Annotated in this window: 25 protein-coding genes; 16 read left to right on the forward strand and 9 right to left on the reverse strand. The window is 65.7% G+C overall.

Going from position 1 to position 26,020, the window contains the following annotated elements:
• Window positions 1-3: 3 nt before the first annotated feature.
• The 4 genes from SAC06_RS01385 to SAC06_RS01400 are packed head-to-tail and all read right to left on the reverse strand — an operon-like array spanning window position 4 to window position 3,583.
• On the reverse strand, window positions 4-1,563 hold the full coding sequence (locus tag SAC06_RS01385; protein ID WP_350258433.1) for a polysaccharide deacetylase family protein: 1,560 nt from the start codon (window positions 1,561-1,563) through the stop codon (window positions 4-6).
• Window positions 1,564-1,597: 34 nt separating this feature from the next.
• On the reverse strand, window positions 1,598-2,383 hold the full coding sequence (locus SAC06_RS01390) for an aldo/keto reductase (RefSeq protein WP_350259136.1): 786 nt from the start codon (window positions 2,381-2,383) through the stop codon (window positions 1,598-1,600).
• A 25-nt stretch (window positions 2,384-2,408) separates the two neighbouring features.
• A complete protein-coding gene (locus SAC06_RS01395) occupies window positions 2,409-2,786 on the reverse strand; it encodes an RNA-binding S4 domain-containing protein (protein WP_350258434.1) in 378 nt (125 codons plus the stop codon).
• Between the two features lie 2 nt (window positions 2,787-2,788).
• Window positions 2,789-3,583, reverse strand: a complete 795-nt coding sequence (locus SAC06_RS01400; protein WP_350258435.1) for a cadmium-containing carbonic anhydrase — start codon at window positions 3,581-3,583, stop codon at window positions 2,789-2,791.
• 33 nt (window positions 3,584-3,616) lie between these two features.
• Here SAC06_RS01400 and SAC06_RS01405 point away from each other — a divergent pair, with 33 nt between their 5' ends.
• The 6 genes from SAC06_RS01405 to SAC06_RS01430 all read left to right on the forward strand — a co-directional run bounded on the left by SAC06_RS01405 (window position 3,617) and on the right by SAC06_RS01430 (window position 10,000).
• Window positions 3,617-5,191: a TrkA C-terminal domain-containing protein gene (locus SAC06_RS01405; protein WP_350258436.1), complete on the forward strand. Its 1,575-nt coding sequence runs from the start codon at window positions 3,617-3,619 to the stop codon at window positions 5,189-5,191.
• A 71-nt stretch (window positions 5,192-5,262) separates the two neighbouring features.
• A complete protein-coding gene (locus SAC06_RS01410; protein WP_350258437.1) occupies window positions 5,263-6,921 on the forward strand; it encodes an ABC transporter ATP-binding protein in 1,659 nt (552 codons plus the stop codon).
• On the forward strand, window positions 6,914-8,626 hold the full coding sequence (locus tag SAC06_RS01415; RefSeq protein WP_350258438.1) for an ABC transporter ATP-binding protein: 1,713 nt from the start codon (window positions 6,914-6,916) through the stop codon (window positions 8,624-8,626). The genes SAC06_RS01410 and SAC06_RS01415 overlap by 8 nt, the downstream gene beginning before the upstream one ends.
• Before the next feature lie 139 nt (window positions 8,627-8,765).
• The gene (locus SAC06_RS01420; protein WP_350258439.1) at window positions 8,766-9,200 is read left to right on the forward strand and encodes an Ohr family peroxiredoxin; all 435 of its coding nucleotides are present in this window, start codon (window positions 8,766-8,768) and stop codon (window positions 9,198-9,200) included.
• 228 nt (window positions 9,201-9,428) lie between these two features.
• Window positions 9,429-9,623: a toxin HicA gene (locus SAC06_RS01425; protein WP_350258440.1), complete on the forward strand. Its 195-nt coding sequence runs from the start codon at window positions 9,429-9,431 to the stop codon at window positions 9,621-9,623.
• Window positions 9,620-10,000 carry a type II toxin-antitoxin system HicB family antitoxin gene (locus tag SAC06_RS01430; protein ID WP_350258441.1) on the forward strand — a complete coding sequence of 127 codons (381 nt, stop codon included), beginning with the start codon at window positions 9,620-9,622 and terminating at the stop codon, window positions 9,998-10,000. Before SAC06_RS01425 ends, SAC06_RS01430 begins: the two co-directional genes overlap by 4 nt.
• An 86-nt stretch (window positions 10,001-10,086) precedes the next feature.
• Here the strand turns inward: SAC06_RS01430 and SAC06_RS01435 are convergent, their stop codons facing one another.
• The 3 genes from SAC06_RS01435 to SAC06_RS01445 all read right to left on the reverse strand — a co-directional run bounded on the left by SAC06_RS01435 (window position 10,087) and on the right by SAC06_RS01445 (window position 12,600).
• The gene (locus tag SAC06_RS01435) at window positions 10,087-11,349 is read right to left on the reverse strand and encodes a M18 family aminopeptidase (RefSeq protein WP_350258442.1); all 1,263 of its coding nucleotides are present in this window, start codon (window positions 11,347-11,349) and stop codon (window positions 10,087-10,089) included.
• A gap of 16 nt (window positions 11,350-11,365) precedes the next feature.
• A complete protein-coding gene (locus SAC06_RS01440) occupies window positions 11,366-11,797 on the reverse strand; it encodes a GNAT family N-acetyltransferase (RefSeq protein WP_350258443.1) in 432 nt (143 codons plus the stop codon).
• Window positions 11,798-12,090: 293 nt separating this feature from the next.
• Window positions 12,091-12,600 carry a hypothetical protein gene (locus SAC06_RS01445; RefSeq protein ID WP_350258444.1) on the reverse strand — a complete coding sequence of 170 codons (510 nt, stop codon included), beginning with the start codon at window positions 12,598-12,600 and terminating at the stop codon, window positions 12,091-12,093.
• 344 nt (window positions 12,601-12,944) lie between these two features.
• On the opposite strand from SAC06_RS01445, the gene dnaK reads away from it, so the two are divergent.
• The 9 genes from dnaK (at window position 12,945) to SAC06_RS01490 (ending at window position 23,589) form a co-directional block, all read left to right on the forward strand.
• Entirely contained in the window at window positions 12,945-14,798 is a 1,854-nt protein-coding gene (gene dnaK / locus SAC06_RS01450; RefSeq protein WP_350258445.1) for a molecular chaperone DnaK, read from the forward strand.
• Window positions 14,795-15,409 (forward strand): nucleotide exchange factor GrpE, encoded by a 615-nt coding sequence (locus SAC06_RS01455; protein ID WP_350258446.1) that lies wholly within the window; start codon window positions 14,795-14,797, stop codon window positions 15,407-15,409. The genes dnaK and SAC06_RS01455 overlap by 4 nt, the downstream gene beginning before the upstream one ends.
• An 88-nt stretch (window positions 15,410-15,497) precedes the next feature.
• Entirely contained in the window at window positions 15,498-16,493 is a 996-nt protein-coding gene (locus tag SAC06_RS01460) for a DnaJ C-terminal domain-containing protein (RefSeq protein WP_350258447.1), read from the forward strand.
• Window positions 16,490-17,002, forward strand: coding sequence for a heat shock protein transcriptional repressor HspR (locus tag SAC06_RS01465; protein WP_350258448.1), 513 nt, complete (start codon window positions 16,490-16,492; stop codon window positions 17,000-17,002). Before SAC06_RS01460 ends, SAC06_RS01465 begins: the two co-directional genes overlap by 4 nt.
• A gap of 42 nt (window positions 17,003-17,044) precedes the next feature.
• Entirely contained in the window at window positions 17,045-18,313 is a 1,269-nt protein-coding gene (locus tag SAC06_RS01470) for a Mur ligase family protein (RefSeq protein ID WP_350258449.1), read from the forward strand.
• A complete protein-coding gene (locus tag SAC06_RS01475) occupies window positions 18,310-19,038 on the forward strand; it encodes a glutamine amidotransferase (RefSeq protein WP_350258450.1) in 729 nt (242 codons plus the stop codon). The genes SAC06_RS01470 and SAC06_RS01475 overlap by 4 nt, the downstream gene beginning before the upstream one ends.
• A gap of 57 nt (window positions 19,039-19,095) precedes the next feature.
• Window positions 19,096-19,914, forward strand: a complete 819-nt coding sequence (locus SAC06_RS01480) for a hypothetical protein (RefSeq protein WP_350258451.1) — start codon at window positions 19,096-19,098, stop codon at window positions 19,912-19,914.
• Between the two features lie 284 nt (window positions 19,915-20,198).
• Complete coding sequence (gene clpB / locus SAC06_RS01485) at window positions 20,199-22,739, forward strand: ATP-dependent chaperone ClpB (protein WP_412766231.1); 2,541 nt, start codon at window positions 20,199-20,201, stop codon at window positions 22,737-22,739.
• A gap of 55 nt (window positions 22,740-22,794) precedes the next feature.
• Window positions 22,795-23,589 (forward strand): serine hydrolase domain-containing protein, encoded by a 795-nt coding sequence (locus tag SAC06_RS01490; protein WP_350258453.1) that lies wholly within the window; start codon window positions 22,795-22,797, stop codon window positions 23,587-23,589.
• Here SAC06_RS01490 and SAC06_RS01495 read toward each other — a convergent pair.
• On the reverse strand, window positions 23,586-24,371 hold the full coding sequence (locus tag SAC06_RS01495; protein WP_350258454.1) for an exodeoxyribonuclease III: 786 nt from the start codon (window positions 24,369-24,371) through the stop codon (window positions 23,586-23,588). The two genes, SAC06_RS01490 and SAC06_RS01495, sit on opposite strands and share 4 nt — an antisense overlap.
• Window positions 24,372-24,401: 30 nt before the next feature.
• Here SAC06_RS01495 and SAC06_RS01500 point away from each other — a divergent pair, with 30 nt between their 5' ends.
• The gene (locus SAC06_RS01500) at window positions 24,402-25,175 is read left to right on the forward strand and encodes an SDR family oxidoreductase (RefSeq protein ID WP_350258455.1); all 774 of its coding nucleotides are present in this window, start codon (window positions 24,402-24,404) and stop codon (window positions 25,173-25,175) included.
• A 1-nt stretch (window position 25,176) separates the two neighbouring features.
• Here SAC06_RS01500 and SAC06_RS01505 read toward each other — a convergent pair whose 3' ends face one another.
• Window positions 25,177-25,986, reverse strand: coding sequence for an HAD-IIA family hydrolase (locus SAC06_RS01505; RefSeq protein WP_350258456.1), 810 nt, complete (start codon window positions 25,984-25,986; stop codon window positions 25,177-25,179).
• Window positions 25,987-26,020: the final 34 nt, after the last annotated feature.

Consider the following 26,020-nt stretch of genomic DNA (forward strand, 5'->3'; position numbering starts at 1 on the left):
AGCCTATCGGGAGTACGCGACCTCCGGAACAGCCCCGTCAAAGAGCTGATCGATCGTGACCAGGGTGAAGCCCCGATCGCGCAATTGAGCCAAAATCTTCGGGATCGCCGCCGTCGTGGTGGCGTGAATGTCGTGCATGAGGACAATGTCACCGGGATCGGGGTCGGTGGCGGCGGACCGGATCAGGTCTTCCTCCGGCGGCTCGCGCCAATCCTGAGTGTCGATGTCCCACAGCACGAACGGCAGTTGGATCCGTTCCTGCAAAACCTGGTTCCAGTCGCCGTACGGGGGTCGGACCAGTGCGGGGCTGACCCCGCTGGCGGAGACAATCGCGGCGGTGGTATCGGATATCTCCTTGCTAGCTGCTTCGAGGGGCAACTTGGTCAACGAGGGGTGTCCCCAGGTGTGGTTCCCGAGCTGGTGGCCGGCAGCCACCTCGTCGGCCACCACCTGGGGTAGGGCTGCCACGTTTTTCCCGATCAGGAAGAAGGTGGCGGCGCTGTCGTGGGCGGCGAGGTCCTGCAGCAGCTGGGGGGTGTTGGAGGAGGGGCCGTCATCAAAAGTGAGGGCCAGGCACGGGACCAGATCGCAGTCGACAAAGGCTTGGCCCGCGTTCACCTGCGGAGTTCCTGCCCATGGCTGCGCGATCGAGCTGGCGATGGCTCGGCCCAGATCCGTCAGGTATTTCTGGGCCAACTGAGGGGACAGTCGGAGGCTGAACGGGGTGGGTGGGGGTGCGTCCTCACGCCGAGGGTGGGCGGCAAAGAACCCCTGGTCGACGGTCAGCAGCAGGGAGCCGTCGGGCCCAAACTGGATGGCACTGACGTGGTCGCGCAGCAGCGGCGCCCCCTCGGGGGGAGTCAGGGCGCCGGTCAGCTGCCCGATCGGGGCCGCCAGCTTCTCAGCCTGCTGGTACAGGTCCGGTAGGCGCTCGGCGTCCAGCAGCTCGGCTTCGCGCGCCACCCGATCGGTGCCCGTTTCGGTGTACAGGGTTTCGACCGTGTCTGAGGTGACCTGCCCGCCGTGGCTGCGGATGAACCGCAGCCGCTCCCCAAAGTGCGGGCCGGCGGCCAGGACCGGATCGCAAACAATGGTTAGGGCGGTACCCGGGGGTGCCAGGTCGGGGTCGGACACGATCTGCTCGGCACTTCGAAAGGTGGACCCGGGAACGCAACCTCGATCGGACAGTCCGGCCGGGGCTGGGGGCGCCTCCGGGGTGTAGTCGGTGCCCAACTCGGCTGTCAGCGCCTCGATCTGCTGCTTGACCACCTCGGCCAGTTTCCGGTTGAACTCTTTCGCGCCGGGCAGATCCGCCCACCGAGCTGAGATTCCCGCCGAGTTCAAAATTCGTTGGCCCCGCAGGCCCGGCACGCTCACCCCGGCGGCCGGATAGCTGGCGTCCAGCACGGTCAGCGGGGGCAGGGGCGGGGCGGTAGGGCGAGGCTGGTCGGGATGACCCTCAGCGTCAGACTGCCCGGAACGAGGGGCGGTCGCGGTACACGCGGAGAGGGTAGCGGTCAAAGCCACCAGCAAGATGCCGGTCATCCACCGTCGCCTAATCATTGGGTCCTCCATCACCTAACGATTAGGGCAATTATCAACCCCTGGTTAGTGGGTGTCCACCGGTGCGACCGGCCTCCCCTCGATCAAGCTGGTCAATTAACGCCATTTCTGTTGCGGTTAGACGGAAGTCAAAGAGGTCCAAGTTTTCCCGCTGCCGGGCCGGGGTGGAAGCTTTGGGCAGGACGACGTGGCCGGTCTGCAGCCCCCACCGGAGCGCCACCTGGGCGGGACTTTTGCCGTATTTGGCACCGATTTCGCCCAGGGTGGGGTCGGTGGTGGTGCCGCCGCGTGCCAGGGGCGACCAGGCTTCAAACACAATGGAATGCTCGCGGGCACACGCCTCTACCCGCTCATTGTGAAAGAAGGGATGGGACTCGACCTGAATTACGTGCGGGACCACCTCGGTATTGGCCAAAATCGTTTCGATGTGTTCCGGTTCAAAATTTGACAGTCCGATCGCCCGGGCCTGCCCGGAATGATGCAGCTCTTCCAGTTGGCGCCAGGTGGTGACGAAGTCTCCCCCGTAGCGCATGGGCAGGGGCCAGTGAATCAGGAACAGGTCGACGTAGTCGGTCTGCAGGTCCTCCAGCGTCTGTTGCCAGGAGGCGGAGAACTCCGGCTCCCGGTGATTGGGGTTGTCCAGCTTCGAGGTGATGAACAGGTCGGAACGAGCCAGACCGGACCCGGTCCAGGCGCGCCCCACCTCCGCCTCGTTGCCGTACATTTGGGCGGTGTCCAGATGGCGGTAGCCGACCTCCAGGGCCGACTCAACAATCTCCTGCGCCCGATCGGCGACCTTGTAGGTGCCGAACCCAACCATTGGTAGTTTGGCCCCAGTGGCCAGTTCAACGGCGTCGATCACGAGCCCACTCCTCTCCGCGCAGCGCTTCCAGCTGGCGTCGTTCTTTCTTGGTCGGTCTGCCCGCCCCCTTGTCGCGCACCGCGACCGGAATGTATCGGGGCCGAGGCGGGGTCAGGTCCTGGTAGCACTGCTGGGCGGCCGGTGCCCCCAGCCGCTTCGGGGGCAGGTCCAGCACCCGCAGGATCCGATCAAAACCCTGAATCCGAAGGCGAACCTCGTCGCCCACCCGCACCGGCGCGGAGGCCTTGGCCGGCTCCCCGTTGATCCGCACGTGGCCGGCTCGGGCCGCCGAGGTGGCCAGCGAGCGAGACTTCAACTGGCGGGTGGCCCACAGCCAGATGTCGACCCGCAGCTTGTCCATGGCTAGTCCACCTGCACCAGCAGCATCTCGGGGCTGGCTAGGGTGAGCACCGAGGCGGCGTTGAACGCGGCCAGGGCGGTCACGAGGCGCTCGCTCGGGGCCGGGACCAGCTCGGCCAGGGCCGCGGCTGAAGCCGGGAATGCCCAGGCGTCCACGACGAAAGCCTGGGGGGCGGGCCGGTAGGCCTCGGCCAGGGCGGGCGTGTTCAGGGTGGTGCCCCTCCGGTAGTTCAGCACGGTGGCCGACTCCGCGTGATCCCCCACCAGGTCCAGGATCTGCGCGTTGGGGGCAGCTGCTACCGCCTCAACCAGGTCCGTGCCGCTCTGGGTGACCAGGCCGGCCACCTCTTCCACCCGCTCAACCAGGGTGGCATCCATTCGCCCGGCATCCATCAGGTTGAGTAGGTGCTGGGCGTGACCGCGCTGCTCCAGCAGGTTCCCCAGGATTGGAACCAGGCCGTCGGCGGCCCCGCATCCACTGCCGGTTCCGGGGCCGCGATGCGCCCCAATCGCGAGGCCGGCCCGGTCCAACCCGGACACCACCTCGTCCAAAGCGGGCAGCTCCGTGCCGGGCGGGGTGGCCAGGGCCGCGGCCACCCACAGGCCGACGGTTCCCCCGGCGGAACGCGGGGTGAGTCGGAAGGGACCTTCGTGAGCGGGCCGCCCGTCGATACAGAGGGCAGGAATCTGCCCCTCGGCTGCGGTCAGCCACTGGCCGGTGACCAGCTCCATCAGGAACTCGGGATCGTCGGAGTATTCGTTCGGGCCAATCGAGCCCACGGCACCTTCGAGGTTCATGGTCCCATCCTAGCGGCCTACTACAGTGGAGGGGTGGAGACAATTCTGGCGCAACAACCGCTGCTCACCCTGTTCATCGTGGTTGCTCTTGGTGCGGCCATCGGCGCGATCCGACTGGGCCCGGTGCGACTGGGAGCGGCCGGAGCCCTGTTCGTGGGACTGGCCCTGTCGGCCGCCTCGCCCAGCCTGGCCAACGACTGGACCATCGTTCAGCAGTTGGGCCTGCTCCTCTTCGTCTACACGGTGGGCATTGCCGCCGGCGCGACCATTCGCTCCGGTCTGAAGGAAAACCTTTCCCTCCTGCTGCTGGCCGGGCTGGCCTCGCTGGTGGGGGCGGTGGTGATCGCGGCGGGGGCCGGGCTGCTCCACCTGCCGGCCCCGCTGAGCGCCGGCCTGTTTACCGGGGCGTTGACGGCGGCCCCGGCCCTGGACGCTGCCACCCGGCTGACCGGGTCGGCCGACCCGGCGGTGGGCTACTCGTTCGCCTATCCGCTCGGCGCGCTGGTCGGGGTGATTCTCGTGTCGATCGTGGCGGGCCGCCCGTGGCGGGGCCGGCGGGACACGCCTTCGCTCGCGGGCCGGGGCCTACACGCTGTCACGGTGCGCGTGGCCGAATCGGTGAACCCCCGCGAAATTGCTGCGTGGGCGGATCAGCGGATCCGCCTGTCCTACGTTGAACGGGAGGGAACCACCCGGGTCCTGATTCCGGGTGAGGACCTGCGCGCCGGGGACCTGGTGGTGATGGTGGGTGAGCCGGGTTCGGTCGAGGAAACCGCCCGCGAGATTGGGGACATTGCGGCCGATCACCTGGCCGACCATCGCGACGAGGTCGAGTTTGAGCGGATGGTGCTTTCCAACCCGGACCTGGCCGGACGCGAGGTGGGTGAGCTGAACCTGCCCGCCCGCTTTGGAGCGGTGGTGACCCGGGTTCGCCGCGGCGACCTGGACCTGCTGGCCCGCGACGATCTGGCGCTGCAACTGGGCGATCAGGTGGCGGTGGTGGTGGCCCGCGATCACCTGCAGGCGGTCCGCGATCACTTCGGGGACTCCCAGCGACAGGTGTCCGAGGTGGACGCGCTCGCCTTGGGCGTGGGCCTGGTCCTCGGTCTGCTGCTGGGGATGGTCAGCTTGCCGCTGCCCGGGGGCGAATCGTTTGCGTTGGGGGCGGCGGCCGGCCCCCTGGTAATGGGCATGGTGCTGGGATCTTTCCGGCGGACCGGTCCGCTGGTGTGGACCCTGCCGGATTCGGCCAATCTCACAATTCGGCAGTTGGGGCTGCTCTTCTTCCTGGCCGCGCTAGGGCTGGGGGCGGGGCCGCAGGTGGCTCAGCTGCTGCGGTCACCCTCGGCCTGGCCGGCGTTGATCATTTCGGTGGCCGCGGTCCTGGTCGCGTGCCTAGTCGTGCTGGTCGGGGGCCGGTTGGCCGGAATGTCGGCGCCTCGAACTGCCGGTGGCATTGCCGGTTTCCTCGGGCAGCCGGCGGTGCTGCAGGCGGCCAATTCTCGGGTGCGGGACGAGCGGGTTGAGTCCGCCTACTCGACCCTGTTTGCCGCTTCGATCGTGGTCAAAATCCTGCTGGTTCCGCTGGTGGTGGCGGTTCTGAGCTAACTGCCCCTCCCATCCAGCCAAACCATGAGGTTAGACTTACCTAAGTGCGAGTTGAGCTGGAGGCAAGAGGCATGCAAAAAACCAGGGTCAAAGCCATCTCCGCCCAGGGGAGCAGAGACACGAAACTAGTGGGGTTGGCGCGGCTGGGATCCGCGATCTGCTGGGGCGGCGCCCTGGTGGCGGCCGGACACCTGTTTGACCACCGGTCGGTGGGGACGCTGATTGTCGGCGTCGTCTTCGCCGTGGCCGCGGGGTTGTTGGCCGCCGCCGAAATTGTCGGTGGGGGCCGCGCTGCCCGCAGCGAAGAACGGCGGCTGCGTCAAGCGCTGCTGGCGCGCCAGTTCCGGTCGGTGGACGAGGCGGTGTCGGCTCGGGAGGAGTTTCCCCCGGGCCGGGTTATCCAAATGCTCACCGACGGGGTGGAGCGGGTGACCGAGTTCCGCCAGGTTTACTTCGGCTCGACCCTGGCCGCCATGATGATTCCGGTGGTGGCCCTGCTCTACATCGGTATCTTCATCGACCCGGTGGTGGGATTTGTCGGACTGATTTTGGTGCCGGTGATTCCGCTGGCCGTCGGTGGGTTCCTGCGGCTGTTCCGCCGCACCTCGGCCAACTCTCGGCGCCAGCGGGGCGCGCTGGCGGGCCGCTACCTGGATGCGATCCGGAACCTGGTTACCATTCGCATGTTTGGGGCCGGCGAGCGGATCGAGCGGGAGCTGCGGGCGGACGGCGAGCACAACCGGCGCATGATCATGCGTCTGCTCGGCGGGAACCAGGTGGTGATCATCGTGATGGACGGGATCTTCTCCCTGGTCCTGATCTGCGCCATTGCCTGGCTGACCGTGATCCGCGGGGTGAGCCCCGGGGAGGGCCTGACGATCATGCTTTTGACCGTGCTGATGCTCGAACCCCTCCAGCAGGTGGCCGGGTTCTTCTACATCGGGATGGGTGGCCTCGCCTCCCAAAAGGAAATTGGGGCCTACCTGCGGGCCAACGGCCTGGCCTCGGTGGACGAGGCGGCGGCCCAACTGGGCGACCTGGCCCCGGAGGTTGGCACCCACAGCGGCCCCGACATTGCCGTCGACGGGGTTCGATTCAGCTACGGGCAGGGCGAGGTGCTGCGCGGCGTCAGCCTGGAGGTTCCCTGCGGAACCCGGGCCGCCCTGGTTGGCCCCTCCGGAGTGGGTAAATCCACCCTGATCGGGCTGCTGCGCGGCTCGCTGCCGGCCCAGGAGGGCAGTATCCGGGTGGCGGGCAAACCCATCTCCGAGCTGACCCCGCGCCAGGTGCGCGGGCTCTCCGCCTCGGTCTCCCAGTCCACCTGGATGTTCACCGGCACCATCGCCGACAACTTGCGGTTGGCTCGGCCCCAAGCCACCGAAGCGGAAATGTGGGAGGCGCTGGAGCTGGCCCACGTTGCCGAAGAGGTTCGGCGGATGCCGCGGGGACTGGAAACCTACCTGGGTGAGGGGGCGCAGTTGGTCTCTGGTGGACAGGCGCAGCGGATCTCGCTGGCGCGGGCCCTGCTGTCCGGACGCCGCATCCTGATCTTGGATGAGCCCACCTCCCAGGTCGATATCGAATCCGAATCGCGCATCATCGAGGCTCTGTCGAGCCTGCCCTCCGACTGGACGGTGCTGGTTTCCACCCACCGCCTGGCCCTGCTGGACATTGCTGACCGGGTTTACGAGATGGACGGTGGCCACCTGAAGGAGAAGCAGCATGCCTAAGCTCCCTGAACTGCTCCGCTGGCTCCTGGGCATCACCCGCCCGGTGCATCCTCCGCTGCTGGCCTCCCTCCTCTGCCGGGTCCTCAACCTGTCGCTGGACCTGGCCCTGTTCGCCACCGCTACCGGCGGAGTGGTGAACCTGCTGGTCAACGGGGGCTCAATCTGGACTCTGCTCGCCATTTTGCTGGGCCTGGCCCTGCTGAAGGCGCTCTGCTACTACTTTGAGCAGTTCCTCGGTCACTACGTGGCCTTCAAAGCGCTTGAACTGCTGCGGGCCTACGTGTTCTCTAAGCTGTGGCCCAAAGCGCCGGCCGTGGTGACCCAGTCCCGCTCCGGCGACGTACTGGCCTCCCTCACCCGCGACGTGGACCGGATCGAAGTGGTCTACGCCCACACGTTTGCTCCGGTGGTGTCCGCCTACCTGGTGGGCATCGGCGCTTCCCTGACGGCCGGCTTCTGGCTCGGTTGGGACGTGGTCTGGGTGGCGGTGCTGTGCCTGGCCCTCGCCCTGCTGGTCGTGCCCTACCTGGGGATCAGGCGCGCGCTGCGCTCCACCCAGGGCGTGCTTGAATCTCGGCGCGACCTCGCGCATCACCTGACCGACTCGGTGTTTGGACTGGACGAGGTGGTCGGTTACGGGCGGGAGGCCGACCGGCTCGCCGAGTTGGACGAGCTGGGAATGCGGGTCAGTCGCCTGAGCGCCCAGCCGCGCGCGGTGCGGGCCTGGCGCCGCGGGGCGAACCTGTTCCTGACGATCGTCGCCACCCTGTCGGTCATCTGGTTGGGGCAGGGCACGCTGTCGGCCGTGGCGGTTGCCGCGCTGGCCGGCGCCACCCTCCGAGTTTTCGAGGGGCCGCGCGGGGTCGAGGACGCCCTCGGGTACCTGGATCACTCCCTATCGGCCGCCCGCCGACTGTGGACCATCGCGCACGCGCCCGAGCGGGTCAGTGACGGACCGGTGGAGCTGAACCTGACCGAGCCGCCCCTGATTTCATTTGACCGGGTCAGTTACACCTACCCCTCCACCGACGGGCGAGCGGACGAGCCGGCCGTGACCGAGATCAGCTTCGAAGTTGAGCCGGGAAGCCACACCACTTTGGTTGGCCGATCCGGGTCGGGTAAGTCGACGCTGATGCAACTCCTGCAGCGCTACGACGATCCCGGTGAGGGGCAGATTCTGCTGGACGGGCGCCCGCTGCCCGAGTTCACACTCGACTCGCTCCGGCGCCACGTGGTGGCCGTGTCCCAAAAGAATCAGCTGCTCCAGGGGTCGGTGGCTCAGAACCTGCGGCTTGGGGCGCCTGACGCGACCGACGAGGAGCTGTGGGCCGCCCTGCACACCGCCTGCCTGGACGAGGATATCCGCGCGCTTCCCGACGGGCTGGAGACTTCGGTGGGACGGGCCAAGACGGCCCTGTCTGGTGGTCAGGTTCAGCGGCTCTGCCTGGCCCGGGCGCTGCTGCTGCGCCCCCGAGTGCTGATCCTGGACGAGTTTGCCGCCAGCTTGAACGTGGACCTGGAGGAGCAGATTCGCCACCGCCTCGATCAGTGGCCGGATCCGCTCACGCTGATCGAAGTGACCCACCGCCTGCGGGCCACCGAGAATGCGGACCAGATCATCATGCTGGATCGCGGTCAGATCATCCGCCGGGGATCGGGGGCGGAACTGTCCGCTGACAAGCTGGCGCAGCTCTTTTTGTCCTGACCCGACCCGGCGGCCAAGACAGCCGTGTCAACTATTTGGCCAAAGAGGCCGAACGGCTAGGATTCAGAGCTGTTTTAACCTTGTCAATAAATCGCGCCTAGGGCTTGAGTCCTAGGCGCGATTGTGCTCAAATGGAGAGATGACAAACACACCAGATTCCGTCGTATACCAAGCCGTTGCCGAAGTGACCGGGGGTCGGGGTGGGCACGCCCACTCGCACAACCCCGAGCTGGAGCTGGACCTGCGGGTCCCGACCGAAATGGGTGGCCCGGGTGGGGGGAACAACCCGGAGCAACTGTTCGCCATGGGTTACGGTGCCTGTTTCCAGGGGGCGCTGGCGCTGGCGGCCAAAGAGGTGGGGGCCGACGTCTCCCAGTCGGTGGTCCGCTCTTCGGTCGGAATCGGCCCGGAGGGTGAAAGCTTCGCCCTGACCGTCAAGATGGAGGTCTATGTTCCCGGGTTGGAGCTAGACCAGGTTCAGGCCTTGGCTAACCGGACGCACGAGCTGTGCCCCTACTCGAAGGCCACTCGCGGCAATGTGCCGGTTGAGGTTGTGGCCGTAGCCAGCCTCTAGTCAACTCAGCGATAACCCCGGGACGGTCAGGTAACTCTGGCCTAGTCCCGGGGTCTTCGTTTAGCGGTTGCCGTTTAGGTAGGCGGTGGCCACCTGGGTTGGTGATCAGGCGCGAGAAGAGTGGTCGTCCGGATGGGGGAACGGTCGTAGCTCTCCGAACCGGAGCGAACCACTGTCGGTCAGTCTACCTAGATAGACTTGTATAGTCGCGTCGTGTAGACTACTTTGATGACCAAGCGGAAAGACCTGCTCTCAATCATTAGGAAGTATGCCAAAGAGCAGGGTTTGGAGCTGGTTGTGAAAGAGGGGGGAAGTCATACCTGGGTGTGGGTGGGCGAGAAATACGCGACCTTGCCGCGCCACAATGAGATTCCAAATCGTTTCGCCCACACAATTCTCAGGCAGCTAGGAGTTGAAGAATGAGTACCTACACCGCGAAAGTGAGCCGTGATGAGGGGTGGTGGGTTGTCACGGTAGCGGAAGTGCCAGGCTTGTTCACTCAAGTGAAAAGGCTCGAGCAGGTTGAGCCAATGGTCAGAGATGCGCTCGGTCTTTTCCCAGAGGTGGAGTCAAACCCGGCGGAAGCAGTGGTGAACGTTGAAGTGCAGGGCACGATCGGGAAGTTGGCCACTGACGTGCAGCAGGTGAGAGCTGAAGCTGACAAGGCACAATCGGCTGCCAGTCAGATCACGCGGGAAGCTGCCCGGAGCTTAGCGGGGCAGGGTCTGCCTTACCGGGATATTGGGAAGTTACTCGGTGTCAGCTTCCAGCGCGCGCAAAAACTGGTCTCAAAGAGCTAGCGGGAGCGAGGATAAGCTCGTAGAAGTTGGATCCGGCGAAACCCCGGGACGGCCAGCCAACTCTGGCCTAGTCCCGGGGTCTTCGTTTATCGGTTGCCGTTGAGGTAGGCGGTGGCCACCTGAATCAGGGCCTCCTCGTCGGCAACGTGGCTCATTTCCCGGGCGGAGTGCATCGACAGCAGTGGGATCCCTACATCTACGGTCAGCAGGCCGAGGCGAGTAGCCGTGATCGGGCCAATCGTGGACCCGCAGGGAACCGCGTTGTTAGAGACGAAGTCCTGCGACTCGACCCCGGCGGCGGCGCAGACCCGGTGCCAGAGGGAGATTCCCTGGCCCTCCGAGGCGTACCGCTGGTTTGCGTTGATCTTGAGCAGTGGGCCGCGCCCCAGCAGGGGACGGGTGTCATCGTCGTGCAGCTGCGCGTAGTTCGGGTGGACGCTGTGGCCCGCGTCCGCTGAGATGCAACTGGAACGCGCCATCAGCTGCCAGAACTGATCACCGGTGGCACCGACGGCACCAGCGGTTCGACGGAGGACGTCCTCCAGGAACGGCCCGGCCGCGCCGGTGCGGGTGGCCGACCCGATCTCCTCGTGGTCAAACGCCACCAGGACCGGGATCACCTCGGGGTTGGGTGCGGTCGCCTTGAGGGCGGTCAGACCGGCAAACACCGAAGAGAGGTTGTCCTGGCGTCCGGCGGCGACGAACTGCTCCCGGTCCCCAAACAGCGCGGCGCCCTGGCTGGGAACCAGGAAGATGTCGGCGGAAGCGACCTCTTCCTCGGGGAGGCCGGTCGCCTCGGCCAGCAGCGCCCCGATCGAAGCGGTGGGCTGGTCGACGGTCCATACCGGGCGCAGGTGCTGCTGGGGGTTCAGCTTCAACCCCTCGTTCACCGTTCGGTCCAGGTGGATTGCCAACTGCGGGATCCGGGCCAGCGGACCGGTGCGAACCAGGTGCGCCTGACCCGAGCGGTCATAGAGCGCCCCGGCTAGGGCCAGTTCGCGGTCCAGCCAGGAGTTCCAGATCATCCCGCCGTAAACCTCGACGGCCAGTTGCCCCCAGCCGTCAGGACTGAGGTGGTCGGGTGTCGGCTTCAGTTTGAAGCACGGGGAATCGGTGTGCGAGCCGAAGATGGCAAAACCGGCAGTTTGACTCACTTGGGGTGGAATGATCCAGGCGGCCAGCGCCCCGGACCGGATCAGAAAGTAGCTGCCCGGCTCCGAGGGCCACTGCTGCCTCTCGTCCACTTCGACAAAGCCGGCCTCAGCTAGCTGGCGGCCCGCCTCGTGCGCGGCGTGGAAGGGAGAGGGGGAAGCGTTCAGGTAGTCCAGGTAATTTGCAGTGTGAGTCATGATTCCATTGTGGCACTTAGCGTGCGTAGCGGTACACGTTCGTCTCTCGCAGTTCGAAGCCGCAGCGCTGGTAGAGGCGGTTGGCTGCTTCGCGCGAAGGGCGGGAAGTCAGGTCCACCGTGCGGCACCCGAGGGAGAACGCCTGTTCAATCGCGGCTTCGACCAACTGCTGGCCGGCGCCGTGCCCGCGGGCAGCCTCGTCCACCACCACGTCTTCGACCCAGGCACGCAAGCCGGTGGGGATACGGAAGGTGGCCAGGGTGAGCAGGCCGAGGATCGGGCTGCCCGGCTCGTTCCGGTAGGCAAATAGGTACACGCCATCCTGGTCGATTAGGGCGGAAACCCCTTCGGCGTCCAGCGTTGGCGCGGAAGAGGAAAGCTGCGGCAGGAGGTGGTCCAGGGCGGCCACGATCTCCGGGGTGACGGTAGTAACCAGCTCGGTGGTCATCTGAGGTCCTTTCGGCGGTGCTCCACGGTCGGTTCCAGCGTACCGCCCCGCTTTTCTCGATCCCGAGTGCGGCGGCGGTGTGGTGGATCTTGCTTCCTCCGTCAGGTTATCTCGACGGCCGACTAATTTGAATGAAGGCGGCATATTCAATGTCGGTGGGGGCCAAGGTCCCGAACAAACAGTAGGTCAGAACTAGCGTAACTTCGGACAACTCGAAGCCGTTCAATAGTTGAAGGGCAGCAAAAAGGGCCACCCGATGGGTGGCCCTTCTACGCTGTTACGTCGGGAGGAGGCTAGTCCTTCTTGCCGCTGACAACGAAGCCAGCCCCGGTGATCGCGGTGGTGACGCCCAGGCCCATGACCAGAGCGGAAACGCCAAACGCGAGGATCGAAGTGAAGAGTGAGGCCCGCAGGAACGCGGCGCTCTGAGCGGTGTTGCGCAGGGCCTGGAGCTTGGCGGCTTCCTCGGAGTCGTCGCCGAACTCGGCCTTGGCTTCGTTCACCTTATCGCCCAGGGTGGCGTAGGTTTCGCCTTCGGTGGAGTGCTCGGCGTGGATGTTAATGATCTCCTGCATGGACCAGGCGGTGAACGGCCCAGCCACAGCCTTGCCGGCGTTGGAGGGAGCGTCGTCCGGGACAACCATCTGCTGAACCTTCAGCTGCGAGGAGACGGCACCCCACGCGACGCCACCGGAAACCAGCATGATTGCACCAGCTACGATCAGGATAATGCCAATGATGCGGGCAGCCCCACCGGCGCGCTTGGTCGCCGATGCGTCTACGGGCTTGGTAGAAGCAGTCATCAATCTTCCTTCTGTTTTTGCCGGCACCTTCCGAGCACCGACAGATCAACTTTGTCCTAGAGATCGTCTAGGTGCTGTCTAGACTACTCCAGTCGAATAGCTGATTTATGCATTTTTTGTAAAATACGAAGTTCGGAATGAGACATTGCTCCTATGGGATGCCTCACACTTTCTGGAAGCCGCGAGATGGTGCCGATTGGGGACAACTTGAGTCTGGTCGACTCAAGTTCTTCGGGTGAGGTCTTGCGCTCCAGACTCCTCATCCGTAGACTTGAGTGCAACAGACTCAAGGCGGGGACAACCCCCGGTGAGAGCAAGACTTCAGTCAAACTAGGAGAGAACTTATGGCTAAAGCAGTAGGGATTGACCTGGGCACCACCAACTCGGCAATTGCCGTCCTGGAAGGGGGCGAGCCGACCATCATCGCGAACGCGGAGGGCGCTCGCACCACCCCCTCGGTGGTGGCCTTCTCAAAGAACGGTGAGGTTTTGGTTGGCGAAATCGCCAAGCGCCAGGCTGTCACCAACGTGGACCGGACCATCACCTCGGTCAAGCGCCACATGGGCACCAACTGGTCGACCCAGATTGACGACAAGACCTACACCGCGCAGGAGATTTCGGCGCGGATCCTGTCCAAGCTCAAGCACGATGCGGAGCAGTACCTGGGCGACCAGGTGACCGACGCGGTCATCACGGTCCCCGCCTACTTCAACGATGCTGAGCGGCAGGCTACCAAGGATGCCGGGCAGATTGCCGGTCTGAACGTGCTGCGGATTATCAACGAGCCGACGGCAGCGGCCCTGGCCTACGGCCTGGACAAGGGGAAAGAAGACGAACTGATCCTGGTCTTCGACCTGGGCGGCGGGACCTTCGACGTCTCGCTCCTGGAAGTGGGCAAGGATGACGACGGCTTCTCCACCATTCAGGTGCGCGCCACCTCCGGCGACAACCGCCTCGGCGGCGACGACTGGGACCAGCGGATCGTCGACTGGCTGATCCAGCAGGTGAAGAACAAGACCGGGGTGGACCTGTCCAAGGATCCGGTGGCGCTGCAGCGGCTGAAGGAAGCTGCCGAGCAGGCCAAGCGCGAGCTGTCGACCGCGACCACCACCACCATTTCCCTGCAGTACCTGTCGATGAGCACGGAAGGCCCCATCCACCTGGATGAGAAGCTGACCCGGGCGAAGTTCGAGGACATGACCTCGGATCTGCTGGAGCGGACCAAGCGCCCGTTCCAGGACGTGATTCGGGAAGCGGAAATCTCGGTCAAGGACATCGACCACGTGGTTCTGGTCGGCGGTTCGACCCGGATGCCGGCCGTGTCCGACCTGGTTCGCGAAATGACCGGAGGCAAAGAGCCGACCAAGACCGTGAACCCGGACGAGGTTGTTGCCATCGGGGCAGCGCTGCAGGCTGGCGTGCTGCAGGGCGACCGTTCCGACGTGCTGCTGATCGACGTCACCCCGCTCTCCCTTGGAATTGAGACCAAGGGCGGCGTGATGACCAAGCTGATCGAGCGGAACAAGGCGATTCCGACCCGGGCCACCGAGGTCTTCTCGACCGCGGAAGACGGCCAGTCCTCCGTGCTGATCCAGGTGTTCCAGGGCGAGCGTGAGTTCACCCGCGACAACAAGCCGCTCGGCACCTTCGAGCTGACCGGAATTGCGCCCGCCCCGCGCGGGGTCCCGCAGATTGAGGTCTCCTTCGACATCGATGCCAACGGGATTGTCCACGTGTCCGCCAAGGATCGCGGCACCGGCAAGGAGCAGTCGATGACCATCACCGGTGGTTCGGCTCTGCCCAAGGACGATATCGAGCGGATGGTTCGGGAGGCCGAAGCGCACGCGGAAGAGGACAAGGCTCGCCGGGCTGAGCAGGATACCCGCAACCTGGCCGAGCAGACCGTTTACTCGATGGAGAAGCTCCTGAAGGAGAACGACGAAAAGATTTCCGAAGGCACCAAGACCGAGGTTCAGGCCGCGGTCGACGAGACCAAGAAGGCGCTGGAAGGGGAGGACATTGACGCCGTCAAGTCCGCCCTGGACAAGCTGAACGAGGTTGGGATGAAGATCGGCCAGGAAGTTTACGCCGAAGCTCAGGCCTCGGCGGCCGAGTCGGACCTGCCCAGCCAGGACGATGTCAACGCGGAAGAAGAAGTTATCGACGCGGAGATCATTGAGGACGAGGAAGACAAGTGAGCCAGGACGCTGTGAACCCCGATGAGTTCGCGGGGGAAACTCCGGAGAACTCCGGTGGTCCCGGCCGGCCAGAATCCACCGGGGCGGATCAAACCGCCCCGGCGGGTTCGCCCGAACAGGAGGCAGTGGTCCCCGTGGAGCAGGACCCGAACGCACAGTTGGAGGCCACCGTGGCCGAGCTGGAGCAGGCAAAAGAAGACCTGGCTCGGGCGCGAGCTGACCTGTACAACCTGAATCAGGAGTACGGCAACTACGTGCGTCGGGCCAAGTCCGAGGGAACCGCCCAGCGCCAGCTGGGGCAAGAAGAAGTGGCCGAGGCGCTGCTGGGGGTGCTCGACGACATCTCCGCTGCCCGCGAGGCGGGCGAACTGGGCACCGGCCCGTTCGCCTCGATCGCCACCAAGCTGGAGGAAACCCTAGCCAGCCGGTTCCACCTGGAGCGCTACGGGGCCGAGGGCGATCCGTTCGACCCGCAGCTCCACGAAGCGCTGATGGCGCAAACCAACCCAGACATCGAGCACCCGGTAATCAAGCAGGTGCTCCAACCCGGATATCGGATCAACGATCGGGTGCTCCGGGCCACCAAAGTGATGGTCGACAACCCCGAATGACACGTGATGGCCCGGCTCAGATCGGGCCATCACCGTCTATTGGTCGGTGGTCTGCCCCCGACCCAAATAGACGCAGAAAGGAGTATCCATGGGTGAACAGGACTGGTTCAACCAGGATTTTTACCAGACTCTTGGGGTGAAGAAAGACGCCGACTCGAAGGAAATCAAGAAGGCGTACCGCAAACTGGCCCGACAGTGGCACCCGGATCAGAACCCGGGCGATCTGGCCGCAGAAGAGAAGTTCAAGCAGATCAGTGAGGCCTACTCGGTCCTGTCTGACCCGGAGCAGCGCGAACGCTACGACGCCATTCAGCAGATGGCGCAGGGGGGCGCGCGCTTCACTCCCGGCTCCGGCGGGGGCGGTGGCTTTGAAGACATGTTCGGTTCCATGTTCAACGGGGCCGGGCGCGGCGGAACCTACCAGTTCCAGACTTCCGGTGGGGGTGGCGGCTTCGACGACATCCTGTCCTCCCTCTTCTCGGGTGGGGGACGAGGCGGCCGCGGGCCGGGCGCGGGCTACTCCAGTTTCGGGATGCCCGCCCAGGCCGGGGCCGATCTGACCGCCCAAACCACGCTCAGCTTCCGAGATGCCTACTTGGGCACCTCGATTCGGCTGAAGGTAGGGGAGCGAACTCTGACCGCAAACATTCCCGCCGGGGTGCGCGACGGCCAGAAGATTCGTCTGCGCGGCAAAGGTCAACCGGGTTCCGGCGGCGGTCCGGCCGGGGACCTGGTGATTACGGTCCAGGTCAAGAAGGACCCGCTCTACTCCGTCGAAGGCAATAATCTGCGGGTGCGCCTGCCGATCAGCTTCCCCGAGGCGGTGCTGGGGGCGCAGGTGGCGGTGCCCCTGCCTGACGGTACCTCCGTCAAGGTGAAGGTGCCGGCTGGAAGTTCCTCGGGCCGTGTGCTGCGGGTTGGCGGGCGCGGGATGCACCGCGGCAAGAAGCGCGGCGACCTGCTGGTGGAGCTGTCAATTCACCTGCCGGCCCCCGACACCACGGAACTGAAAGAGCTGGCCGAACAGGTGCAGGCCGCCCAGGGTGAGTGGGACCCGCGGGCCAACCTGGGAGGTGAGCGATGACCGCTGCCTCCTCCCCGAGTGAAGCCGTCTACGTGATTTCCGTGGCGGCCGAGCTCGCCGGGATGCATCCCCAGACGCTTCGTCAGTACGACCGCCTCGGCCTGGTCAGTCCCCAGCGGACCAAAGGTCGGGGCCGGCGGTACTCTCCGGCGGATATCCAGCGCCTGCGCCACGTGCAGGCCCTCTCGCAGGACGAGGGGGTGAACCTGGCCGGGATTCGGCGGATCATGCACCTGGAGCGCCAAATCGAAGAGCTGAACCGGCAGATCGAGGTGCTCTCCGAACAGGTGCACTCCGCTCCCATTCACCGGGTGTTCACGGCCGACTCGCACGGGTTCATCAACACCCGGAGCCCGCAGGCACCGGTCCCGTCCCGGCCCACCGGGCGCGGCGAGTTGGCGCTGAGCCAGTCGCGCGAACTCGAACCCCACGGCCACCTTTACTGGCAATTGCCGCCCCACCTGCGCTCCCTGGTGGCCCTGGCCCTGGTCTCTCGTCAGGAGCGATAGGCGGCTTGGGCAAAGGCCGCCCAACCGCGCTAGGTTTGTTCCATGACCAGACCCTTAACTTTTGGCCGCCGGCTGCGCGGCGCCGTTGCCACCATCCTGGGCGGCTCGGCTCGAGACCTGTCTCGACTGCTCGGGCGCGGCTCGGGTGGAATGATCGGCGGTCGGGTGGCGCTGGCGGTGGACCCGTCGGTGCTGGCCACGTTGGCTCACGACAAGCAGGCCGTGATTGTCAGCGGTACCAACGGCAAATCCACCACCACCAAGATGGTTCGGGCGGCGCTCGGCACCGCGGGAACGGTGGCTTCCAATACGCTCGGGGACAATATGCCTCCCGGGGTGGCCACCGCCCTGATGAACGAGCCGCGCGCCCCGTTTGCGGCGTTGGAAGTGGACGAAATGTACGTCCCGCAGGTGGCGGCGGAGGTGCGCCCGGCAGTGCTGGTCCTGCTGAATCTGTCGCGAGACCAGCTTGACCGGGTCGGCGAAATCGGCGCGGTTGAACGCCGGCTCCGCCAGGGGGTAGAGGAAAACCCGCAGGCTCACATCGTTGCCAACTGTGACGACCCTCTGATTGTCTCAGCCGCGTGGAATGCCCCCCACGTCACCTGGGTGGCGGCCGGGTCCAGCTGGGGCGCCGACTCGACCACGTTCCCGCGAACTGGCGGCCAGGTCACCCGGACCGAGGACGGCTGGTTTGTCGACGAGCAGATTCGCCGGCCCGACCCCGACTGGTGGGTGGATCAGGATTCCCGCCTGCACGGCCCGGGGGTGGAACTCCCGCTAAAGCTGTCGCTGCCCGGCCAGGTCAACCTGCACAATGCCGCCCAGGCGATTGCCGCCGCGGTGGAGCTGGGGGTGCCGGCGGCCCAGGCAGCCGAAGCGGTGGGCCAGGTGCGCGACGTGGCCGGCCGCTACCAGGAGTTCGATGTCGACGGGCGCGGCGTCCGGTTGCTGCTGGCCAAGAACCCTGCCGGCTGGCAGGAGGCGTTGGCCATGGTGGACCCGACCGTGAACCAGGTGGTGATCGCCACCAACGGGCAGATTCCCGACGGGGTGGACCTGTCCTGGCTCTGGGATGTTCGGTTTGAAGAACTGCCCCAACCGGAGCGCCTGTTTGCCAGTGGCGACCGGGCTGCCGACCTGGCCGTGCGCCTGGGCTACGCCGGGCTGGAGGCAAAGCTGGTCCCCGATCCGCTCAGTGCCATTCGGCAGTGCCAGCCGGGCCCGGTGGAGGTGGTCGCCAACTACACGGCTTTCCGCGACCTGTTGCCGCAACTGAAACAGATCGATCGGGCGGGGAGGGCGCAATGAGCGAGTCGACAGTTCGAATTGGAGTCCTGGCCCCGGAAGTGCTGGGCACCTACGGCGACTCTGGCAATGCGCTGATTTTGGCCGAGCGGGCCCGGCGGCGAGGCTTCCCCGCCGAGATCGTCACCGTCAACCTGTCCGAGCCGATTCCGGACCAGCTGGACCTGTACTCACTGGGGGGTGGCGAGGACACCGCTCAGGCGCTGGCCGCCGATCATCTGCGATCCGAGCGGGGGCTGAGCCGGGCGGTGGCCGCGGGCCGACCGGTGCTCGCCATCTGTGCCTCGCTGCAAATCCTCGGGCGGATCTACGTGGATGCGGCAGGCAATGAGATTTCCGGGTTGGGACTGCTGGACTTGGAGACCCACCCGCGCGGGGAGCGGGCTATCGGCGAGGTAGTCACCCGCCCGCTTTTGCCCGAGCTCACCCAGCTGCTCACCGGGTTTGAGAACCACGGGGGCGGCACCCGCCTCGGCCCCGACGCCCGCCCGCTCGGCGAGGTGCTAGCTGGAACCGGCAATGGGTTTGACCGGGTCGAGGGGGCGGTTCAGGGTTCCATCATCGCCACCTACCTGCACGGGCCGGTCCTGGCCCGGAACCCGGAACTGGCCGACCTGCTGCTGTCCCAAGCCCTGGGCCAAGACCTCGCTCCGCTGGAGCTGCCAGCCATCGACCAGCTGCGCCAGGAACGGCTCTCGGACGCCGGGGTCGACCCCGCGGTAAACTAGACTCAAGTGCGCTTCGACCTGCGAAAAGGCGGGGCCTGAGGAAATGAGGATGACCTGATGACCGACCCCCAAGATCGGTTCAATCCCGATCAGACTAACAATCCTGCGCCCCAGTACGGCCAGCGCTCAGAAGAGTGGAACCCGAACGGACCCGCCGAGCCGCAGAGCCCCTGGCCGGTCTACACGCCCGGGCAGGAGGGCGTCCCGCCGAATCAGCCTCCCGCGGTCCCGCCCCCGGGCTACGGCACTCCCCCTCCCGCCGGGCCTCCCACCGGTCAGCCCGTCTACGGGCAGCCGGTCTACGGCCAGCCGGTCTACCAGCCGATGACTCCGACCAACCTTCCTTCGCGCGCCTGGTCCATCGTCACCATGATTGCCGGGGTGATCCTGATGGTGATCGTGGCTCCCGCGGTGCTGTTCGGTTCGGTCCTGTCCGGGATCGACTTTGACCGGATCGCCGACGGCTCAATCAGCGTCTCCAACGGCGGTCAGGTGACCGTGGGCGAGTCCGGCACCCTGGCCCTGATGTCCCAGAGCGAGCGGACCCCCTCGAAGTGCGAGATTACCGGCGAGTCCGGCACCTTCTCGCTGACGGAAGAGTCCGGCTCCGGCGTGGTCGTGGGTCGAAACCTGCCGAGCGGAACCTACTCGCTCAAGTGCGACCTGCCCGATGGGGCTCCGATGTTCGCCTTCACCGGGGAGGAAATCTCCGGCCTGGTCGGCAAAGCCACCAGCGGCCTGATCTGGTCCGGCGTAGTCGGGCTGGTGGGCCTGATCGCCCTGATCGTGGGGATCGTCTGGCTGGTGAAGGTCAACCGCAAGCGCCGCGAGCTGACCCGGATGCAGTGGGGTCCCCAGCCTCCCTACCAAGTTTAGCTAGTCGCATTGCCCGCAAACGCGGGCCGAATGGTCCCGCCTGGGCCTCGACAGAGGCCGGGTCGGGACCATTTTTGCTCCTGTTTTCCCAGCTTCAGCTGTGATCTGGGGTACTGACAGACAAAGTTGAGTGTAGTAGACTCAAGTTAGCATTTCGGCCGGTCCGCCGGGCTCCGATTGGGACCTACAGCGCCGGGCCGAACGAACTTAACTAGAAATGAGGAGTCGACGTGAGTCAGAACTTGACTACCAAGTCTCAAGAGGCCCTCAGCTCTGCTGTCCAAATGGCCTCAGCTGTGGGAAACGCACAGGTGGAACCGCTGCACCTGCTGGCGGCCCTGCTTGAACAACCCGAAGGAATTGCCATCTCACTGCTGGCGGCAGTGGGGGCTCAACGCGGGGAGGTGGGCGCGGGGACCCGGACCGCCCTGGTGGCGCTGCCGGCCAGCTCCGGCAGTTCCGTCACCCAGCCGCAGACCTCTCGCCAGCTGATGAACGTGCTGACGGCATCACAGAAGCTGGCCGAGTCGCGCGGGGACGCCTACGTCTCCACCGAACACCTGCTGATCGCGCTGGCCGGATCCGACTCGGAGGCGGGCCGGATTCTGCGCCAAAACGGGGCGACCGCCGAAGAGTTGGAGGCGGCCCTGGCCAAACTCCGGCCCGAACCGGTCACCACCGCCAACCCGGAAGGCACCTTCCAGGCCCTGTCCAAATACGGTCGGGACCTGACCGAGGTTGCCCGCGAAGGCAAGCTGGACCCGGTGATCGGCCGGGACGCGGAAATTCGTCGGGTGATCCAGGTGCTGTCGCGTCGGACGAAGAACAACCCGGTCCTGATAGGGGAGCCGGGGGTCGGCAAGACCGCGGTGGTCGAAGGACTGGCCCAGCGGATTGTGGAAGGGGACGTGCCCGAGAGCCTGCGCGGCAAGCGACTGATTAGCTTGGACCTGGGGGCGATGGTCGCCGGGGCCAAATACCGCGGCGAGTTCGAGGAGCGCCTGAAGGCGGTCCTGGAGGAAATTTCCAACTCGGACGGGGAAATCATCACCTTCATCGACGAGATGCACACCGTCGTGGGGGCGGGTGCCTCCGAAGGGTCAATGGACGCGGGCAACATGCTCAAGCCCATGCTGGCTCGGGGTGAGCTGCGTCTGGTTGGGGCCACCACCTTGGACGAGTACCGGGAGAACATCGAGAAGGACGCCGCCCTGGAGCGCCGCTTCCAGCAGGTGTTCGTCGGGGAGCCCTCCGTCGAGGACACGGTCGCAATTTTGCGTGGAATCGCCCCCAAGTACGAGGCGCACCACAAGGTGACGATCTCCGACGGCGCCCTGGTCGCGGCCGCGACCCTGTCGGATCGCTACATCACCGGGCGGCAACTGCCCGATAAGGCGATCGACCTGGTGGACGAGGCGGCCTCCCGCTTGCGGATGGAACTGGACTCATCCCCAATTGAGATTGACGAACTGCAGCGGGCCGTCGCCCGGCTCAAGATGGAGGAAACCTACCTGCGTGAGTCGGATGAAGACGACCGCGACCCGGCCACGCAGGAGCGCCTGGTCAAACTGCAGGAGGACATCGCCAACACGGAGGAGCAACTGCAGGGTCTGACCCTGCGGTGGGAGGCCGAAAAGGCGGGCCGGAACCGGGTCGGGGACCTGCGCGCCCAACTGGACGAGCTGCGAACCGCCTTCGAACTGGCCCTGCGCGAGGGCCGGTACGAGGAAGCCGGACGGATCCAAAATGGGGAAATTCCGGCGATCGAGCGGCAAATTGCCGAAGCCGAACTGGCCGATGCCGAAGAGGCGGAGCACGCGGCCGAGCCGATGGTGGCCGACAAGGTTGGTCCCCAGCAGATCGCGGCGGTAATCGAGTCCTGGACCGGGATTCCGACCGGACGCCTGCTGCAGGGTGAGACCGAGAAGCTGCTGGAAATGGAAGCGTGGATTGGGAAGCGACTGATCGGCCAGCACCCCGCCGTCCAGGCGGTGTCGGACGCGGTTCGGCGGTCGCGGGCCGGGGTCTCCGACCCGAACCGTCCCACCGGCTCCTTCCTCTTCCTGGGTCCCACCGGCGTCGGCAAGACCGAACTGGCCAAGTCGCTGGCCGAGTTCCTCTTCGACGACCCGCGGGCTATGATCCGGATCGACATGAGCGAATACTCCGAGAAGCACTCGGTGGCGCGCCTGGTCGGGGCCCCTCCCGGGTACGTGGGCTACGAAGAGGGCGGCCAGTTGACCGAGGCCGTCCGGCGGCGCCCCTACTCGGTGGTGCTGTTGGACGAGGTGGAGAAAGCGCACCCGGAAGTGTTCAACATCTTGCTGCAGGTGCTGGACGACGGGCGCCTGACCGACGGGCAGGGGAGGACCGTGGACTTCCGGAACACGATCCTGATCCTGACCTCCAACCTGGGCTCCCAGTACCTGATCGAACCGCTGCTGTCCCCGGAGGAAAAGCGCGAGGCGGTAATGGGTGAGGTCCGGCGAAACTTCAAGCCGGAGTTCATAAACCGGCTGGATGAAACGGTCGTGTTTGAGCCGCTGACCAAGCACGAGCTGGGCCAGATCGTCGACCTGCAGGTAGCCGAAATGGCCGCCCGGCTGGAGTCGCGCCGGATCACCCTGACGGTGACCGACGAGGCTCGGGCCTGGCTGGAGGACCACGGGTACGACCCGGCCTACGGGGCCCGGCCGCTGCGCCGCCTCGTCCAACGCGAGATCGGTGACCCGCTGGCGGTCCTGTTGCTCGGGGGCGAAGTGAAGGACGGGGGGACGGTCACGGTTGGCACCCGCGATGGGGAACTAACTGTGACGGCCGCCTAGATGGGGTGGGGGCTCGCTGCCGGCGGGCCCCCAAACCTGTGCCAAACTGGAAGGCATGGAGATTCCGTTCCCCCACGCCCTAGTCGCCATCGATCAGGCCGGCGAGCCTATCTGGCAGGAGGGCGACCTGAGTCAACCCTTCCCGTTCGCTTCGGTGACCAAGCTGCTCACCGCCCTCGGGGTCCACCTCGCGGTCCAGGACGGCTACCTTCGCCTCGACCAACCGGCCGGTCCCGAGGGGTCGACCGTGGCCCACCTGCTCGCCCACGCCTCGGGCCTCGCCCCGGAAGGGGAGGGGACCCGGATGGCGGCGCGGGTGGGGAGCCGGCGCATCTACTCCAACCAGGGTTACGAAGTCCTGGGCGAGGTGGTCACGGCTGCGACCGGTGACCCGGACTGGACCCGGAACCGGCTGCTGGCGCCGCTCGGAGCCGAGGGGATCACCATTGCGGGCACCCCGGCCTGGTCGGCAGTCGGTTCGGCCCTGGATCTGTCCCTGGTTTTGCAGGAGTTGTTGCAGCCGGAGCTGCTGAGCCGGGCCAGCTGGGAGGCATTCCGCTCTCCGGCTTTCCCCAGCCTCCGCGGGGTGCTCCCCGGTTACGGGACCCAGGAGCGGAACCTGTGGGGGCTCGGGCCCGAGATTCGCGACCGCAAGCACCCGCACTGGACCGGTACCCGGGCCGACCCGAGCACCTTCGGACACTTTGGCGTTTCGGGGTCGTTCCTGTGGGTGGACCCAACCCGCGCGGTGGGGGCGCTGTTCCTGGGCCAGGAGCGCTTTGGTGATTGGCACAAGGCGAACTGGCACCAGCTGAACGACCGCCTGATCGAACTGGCAGAGGCCCGCTAGTCCCAGTCGACGATCACGGGAACGTGGTCGGAGGCGCCCTTACCCTTCCGCTCGTTTCGGTCGATTTCGGCGGCGCTGACCCGTTTGGCCAGGGCGGGGGAAGCGTAGACGAAGTCGATCCGCATTCCCTCGTTCTTCGGGAAGCGCAGGCGCTGGTAGTCCCAGTAGGTGTAGTTGGTGACGAGTGGACGGGTCACCTCCGTGAAGCCGACCTCGCCAATTGCTGCGAAGGCTGCCCGTTCCGGGGGCGAAACGTGGGTCTTCCCCTCGAAGAACCCCATATCCCACACGTCGACGTCTTCGGGAGCGACGTTCCAGTCGCCCACCAGCGCGATCAGTGCGTTCGGGTCGGTCGTGAGCCAGCCGGTGGCCGCCGACTTCAGCTGGGCCAGCCAGTCCAGCTTGTAGGTGTAGTGCGGGTCGTCCAGTTCGCGCCCGTTGGGGATGTACAGACTCCAGACGGTCAGGGGGCCCGCCGGGGAATCCACCGTCACCCCGAGGGCGCGTGCTTCCACCACTTCGCGAAACTCGGGCTGGCCCGGGAAGCCAATCTGAACCTCCAAAATGGGGTATTTCGAGATGACAGCGACCCCATTCCACTGGTTTAACCCGTGGACGGCGAGGTGGTATCCGGCCTCCTCAAACGGCGCGGTCGGGAACTGGTCGTCGCGACATTTGGTTTCCTGTAGCGCTAAAACGTCGACCTCGGAGCGCTCCAAAAAGGCCAGGACCCGATCCACGCGGGTCCGAATTGAGTTAATGTTCCAGGTTGCAATCCTCATACCTCAACTGTATGCGACTAGAATGACTTTATGGGTACAGCACTAGTAACGGGCGCCACGTCTGGACTGGGACGTGAATTTTGCTGGCAATTGGCTGCGGCCAAACACAATTTGGTGGTTGTTGCTCGCAACGAATCCCGACTCGAAGAGTTGGCGGAAGAGCTGCGACAGGTGGCGGCGATCAAAGTACAGGTCCTTCGCGCCGACCTGGCTGAGCCGGAAGACTTGGCTCGTGTCTGCCAGCGGTTGGAACAGAACGAGCCGGAGATTGGCGGGCCCGTGGGCCTGCTGGTCAACAATGCCGGGTTCGGCTTGGGGAAGCGGTTCCTGAACGACACGTTGGACCGGGAGCTCTATGGGCTGGAGGTGATGGTCCGCGCGGTCATGGTCACCTCCCACTTCGCTGGCAGGGCCATGGTGGACCGGGGTCACGGAGCTATTTTGAACGTGTCGTCGGTGGCAGCCGACACCGGGATGGGCACCTACTCGGCGCACAAAGCTTGGGTGCGGGCCTTCTCCGAGGGCCTGGCGGAGGAACTGCACGGCACCGGGGTCACCTGCACCGTGGTCTGCCCGGGTCTGGTTCAAACCGAGTTCCATGAGCGGATGGGTACCGACATGTCCGAGGTGCCCGACTTCGCGTGGGCGCCGGCCGACCAGGTGGTCTCGCAGGCCCTGGACGCGGTGCGGCGCGGACAGGTGATCGTGACTCCGACCGCCCTCTACAAGGTGGTCAATGGGGCAGCCCGGGTGGCTCCGCGCGGAGTTGTCCGAGCGGTCACCAGGCTGCTACCCCACGTCTGAGCTACAGCAGCGCGAGGATATCCGCAATCGAGTTGTGGATCCAGGCCGGACGGTACGGGTAGTCGGCCACCTGCTCCAGCGTGGTCGAGCCGGACAGGACCAGGTGGGTGCGCAGCCCCGCCTCGACCCCGGCCAAGATATCGGTGTCCATCCGGTCGCCGATCATGGCTGCCGTTTCCGAGTGGGCCCCGATCTTGTTCAGACCGGCGCGGATCATCACGGGATTCGGCTTGCCAATGAAGTAGGGGCTCTTCCCGGTAGCCGCGCTGATCATGGCGGCAACCGCGCCGGTGGCGGGGAGGGTGCCCTCGTCGGAGGGACCGGTCACATCCGGGTTGGTGGCGACAAACTTGGAGCCGCTCTCAATCAGGCGGATCGCGGTTGTGATCGCGTTGAAGTCGTAAGTGCGAGTCTCACCCAGGACCACGTATTCCGGGTTCACCTCGGTCATAATGTAGTCCGCGTTGTGCAGGGCGGTCGTCAGGCCGGCCGAGCCGATCACGTAGGCGGAAGAGCGCGGCGACTGCTGCGAAAGGAAGGCGGCGGTGGCGTTGGCGGAGGTCCAGATCTGGTCCTCACCCACGTCCAGGCCGGACTGGGCCAACCGGGCCGACAGGTCACGGTTGGTGAAGATCGAGTTGTTGGTCAGGACAAGAAACGGGAGCTCCCGTCGGCGCAGTTCCTCCAGGAAGTCCTGAGCGCCAGGAATGGCGGAGTTTTCCCTGATCAGGACCCCGTCCATGTCGGTCAGCCACGCCATGACTGGCCCGAACTCACCTTTACTGGTTACCTTAGATAATTCAATCGTCATAGCTCTGATGGTATCTGGCTTCCGTGACAAGTTG

It is taken from the genome of Scrofimicrobium sp. R131 (assembly GCF_040256745.1).
In the GTDB taxonomy this organism is placed as follows: domain Bacteria; phylum Actinomycetota; class Actinomycetes; order Actinomycetales; family Actinomycetaceae; genus Scrofimicrobium; species Scrofimicrobium appendicitidis.

Bases quoted from the DNA above. Each gene is read 5' to 3' on its own strand.
- SAC06_RS01385 (WP_350258433.1), bottom strand. From the start codon at position 1,563: ATGATTAGGCGACGGTGGATGACCGGCATCTTGCTGGTGGCTTTGACC.
- SAC06_RS01390 (WP_350259136.1), bottom strand. From the start codon at position 2,383: ATGGTTGGGTTCGGCACCTACAAGGTCGCCGATCGGGCGCAGGAGATT.
- SAC06_RS01395 (WP_350258434.1), bottom strand. From the start codon at position 2,786: ATGGACAAGCTGCGGGTCGACATCTGGCTGTGGGCCACCCGCCAGTTG.
- SAC06_RS01400 (WP_350258435.1), bottom strand. From the start codon at position 3,583: ATGAACCTCGAAGGTGCCGTGGGCTCGATTGGCCCGAACGAATACTCC.
- SAC06_RS01410 (WP_350258437.1), top strand. From the start codon at position 5,263: ATGCAAAAAACCAGGGTCAAAGCCATCTCCGCCCAGGGGAGCAGAGAC.
- SAC06_RS01415 (WP_350258438.1), top strand. From the start codon at position 6,914: ATGCCTAAGCTCCCTGAACTGCTCCGCTGGCTCCTGGGCATCACCCGC.
- SAC06_RS01420 (WP_350258439.1), top strand. From the start codon at position 8,766: ATGACAAACACACCAGATTCCGTCGTATACCAAGCCGTTGCCGAAGTG.
- SAC06_RS01425 (WP_350258440.1), top strand. From the start codon at position 9,429: ATGACCAAGCGGAAAGACCTGCTCTCAATCATTAGGAAGTATGCCAAA.
- SAC06_RS01430 (WP_350258441.1), top strand. From the start codon at position 9,620: ATGAGTACCTACACCGCGAAAGTGAGCCGTGATGAGGGGTGGTGGGTT.
- SAC06_RS01435 (WP_350258442.1), bottom strand. From the start codon at position 11,349: ATGACTCACACTGCAAATTACCTGGACTACCTGAACGCTTCCCCCTCT.
- SAC06_RS01440 (WP_350258443.1), bottom strand. From the start codon at position 11,797: ATGACCACCGAGCTGGTTACTACCGTCACCCCGGAGATCGTGGCCGCC.
- SAC06_RS01445 (WP_350258444.1), bottom strand. From the start codon at position 12,600: ATGACTGCTTCTACCAAGCCCGTAGACGCATCGGCGACCAAGCGCGCC.
- dnaK (WP_350258445.1), top strand. From the start codon at position 12,945: ATGGCTAAAGCAGTAGGGATTGACCTGGGCACCACCAACTCGGCAATT.
- SAC06_RS01460 (WP_350258447.1), top strand. From the start codon at position 15,498: ATGGGTGAACAGGACTGGTTCAACCAGGATTTTTACCAGACTCTTGGG.
- SAC06_RS01465 (WP_350258448.1), top strand. From the start codon at position 16,490: ATGACCGCTGCCTCCTCCCCGAGTGAAGCCGTCTACGTGATTTCCGTG.
- SAC06_RS01470 (WP_350258449.1), top strand. From the start codon at position 17,045: ATGACCAGACCCTTAACTTTTGGCCGCCGGCTGCGCGGCGCCGTTGCC.
- SAC06_RS01475 (WP_350258450.1), top strand. From the start codon at position 18,310: ATGAGCGAGTCGACAGTTCGAATTGGAGTCCTGGCCCCGGAAGTGCTG.
- SAC06_RS01480 (WP_350258451.1), top strand. From the start codon at position 19,096: ATGACCGACCCCCAAGATCGGTTCAATCCCGATCAGACTAACAATCCT.
- clpB (WP_412766231.1), top strand. From the start codon at position 20,199: ATGGCCTCAGCTGTGGGAAACGCACAGGTGGAACCGCTGCACCTGCTG.
- SAC06_RS01490 (WP_350258453.1), top strand. From the start codon at position 22,795: ATGGAGATTCCGTTCCCCCACGCCCTAGTCGCCATCGATCAGGCCGGC.
- SAC06_RS01495 (WP_350258454.1), bottom strand. From the start codon at position 24,371: ATGAGGATTGCAACCTGGAACATTAACTCAATTCGGACCCGCGTGGAT.
- SAC06_RS01500 (WP_350258455.1), top strand. From the start codon at position 24,402: ATGGGTACAGCACTAGTAACGGGCGCCACGTCTGGACTGGGACGTGAA.
- SAC06_RS01505 (WP_350258456.1), bottom strand. From the start codon at position 25,986: ATGACGATTGAATTATCTAAGGTAACCAGTAAAGGTGAGTTCGGGCCA.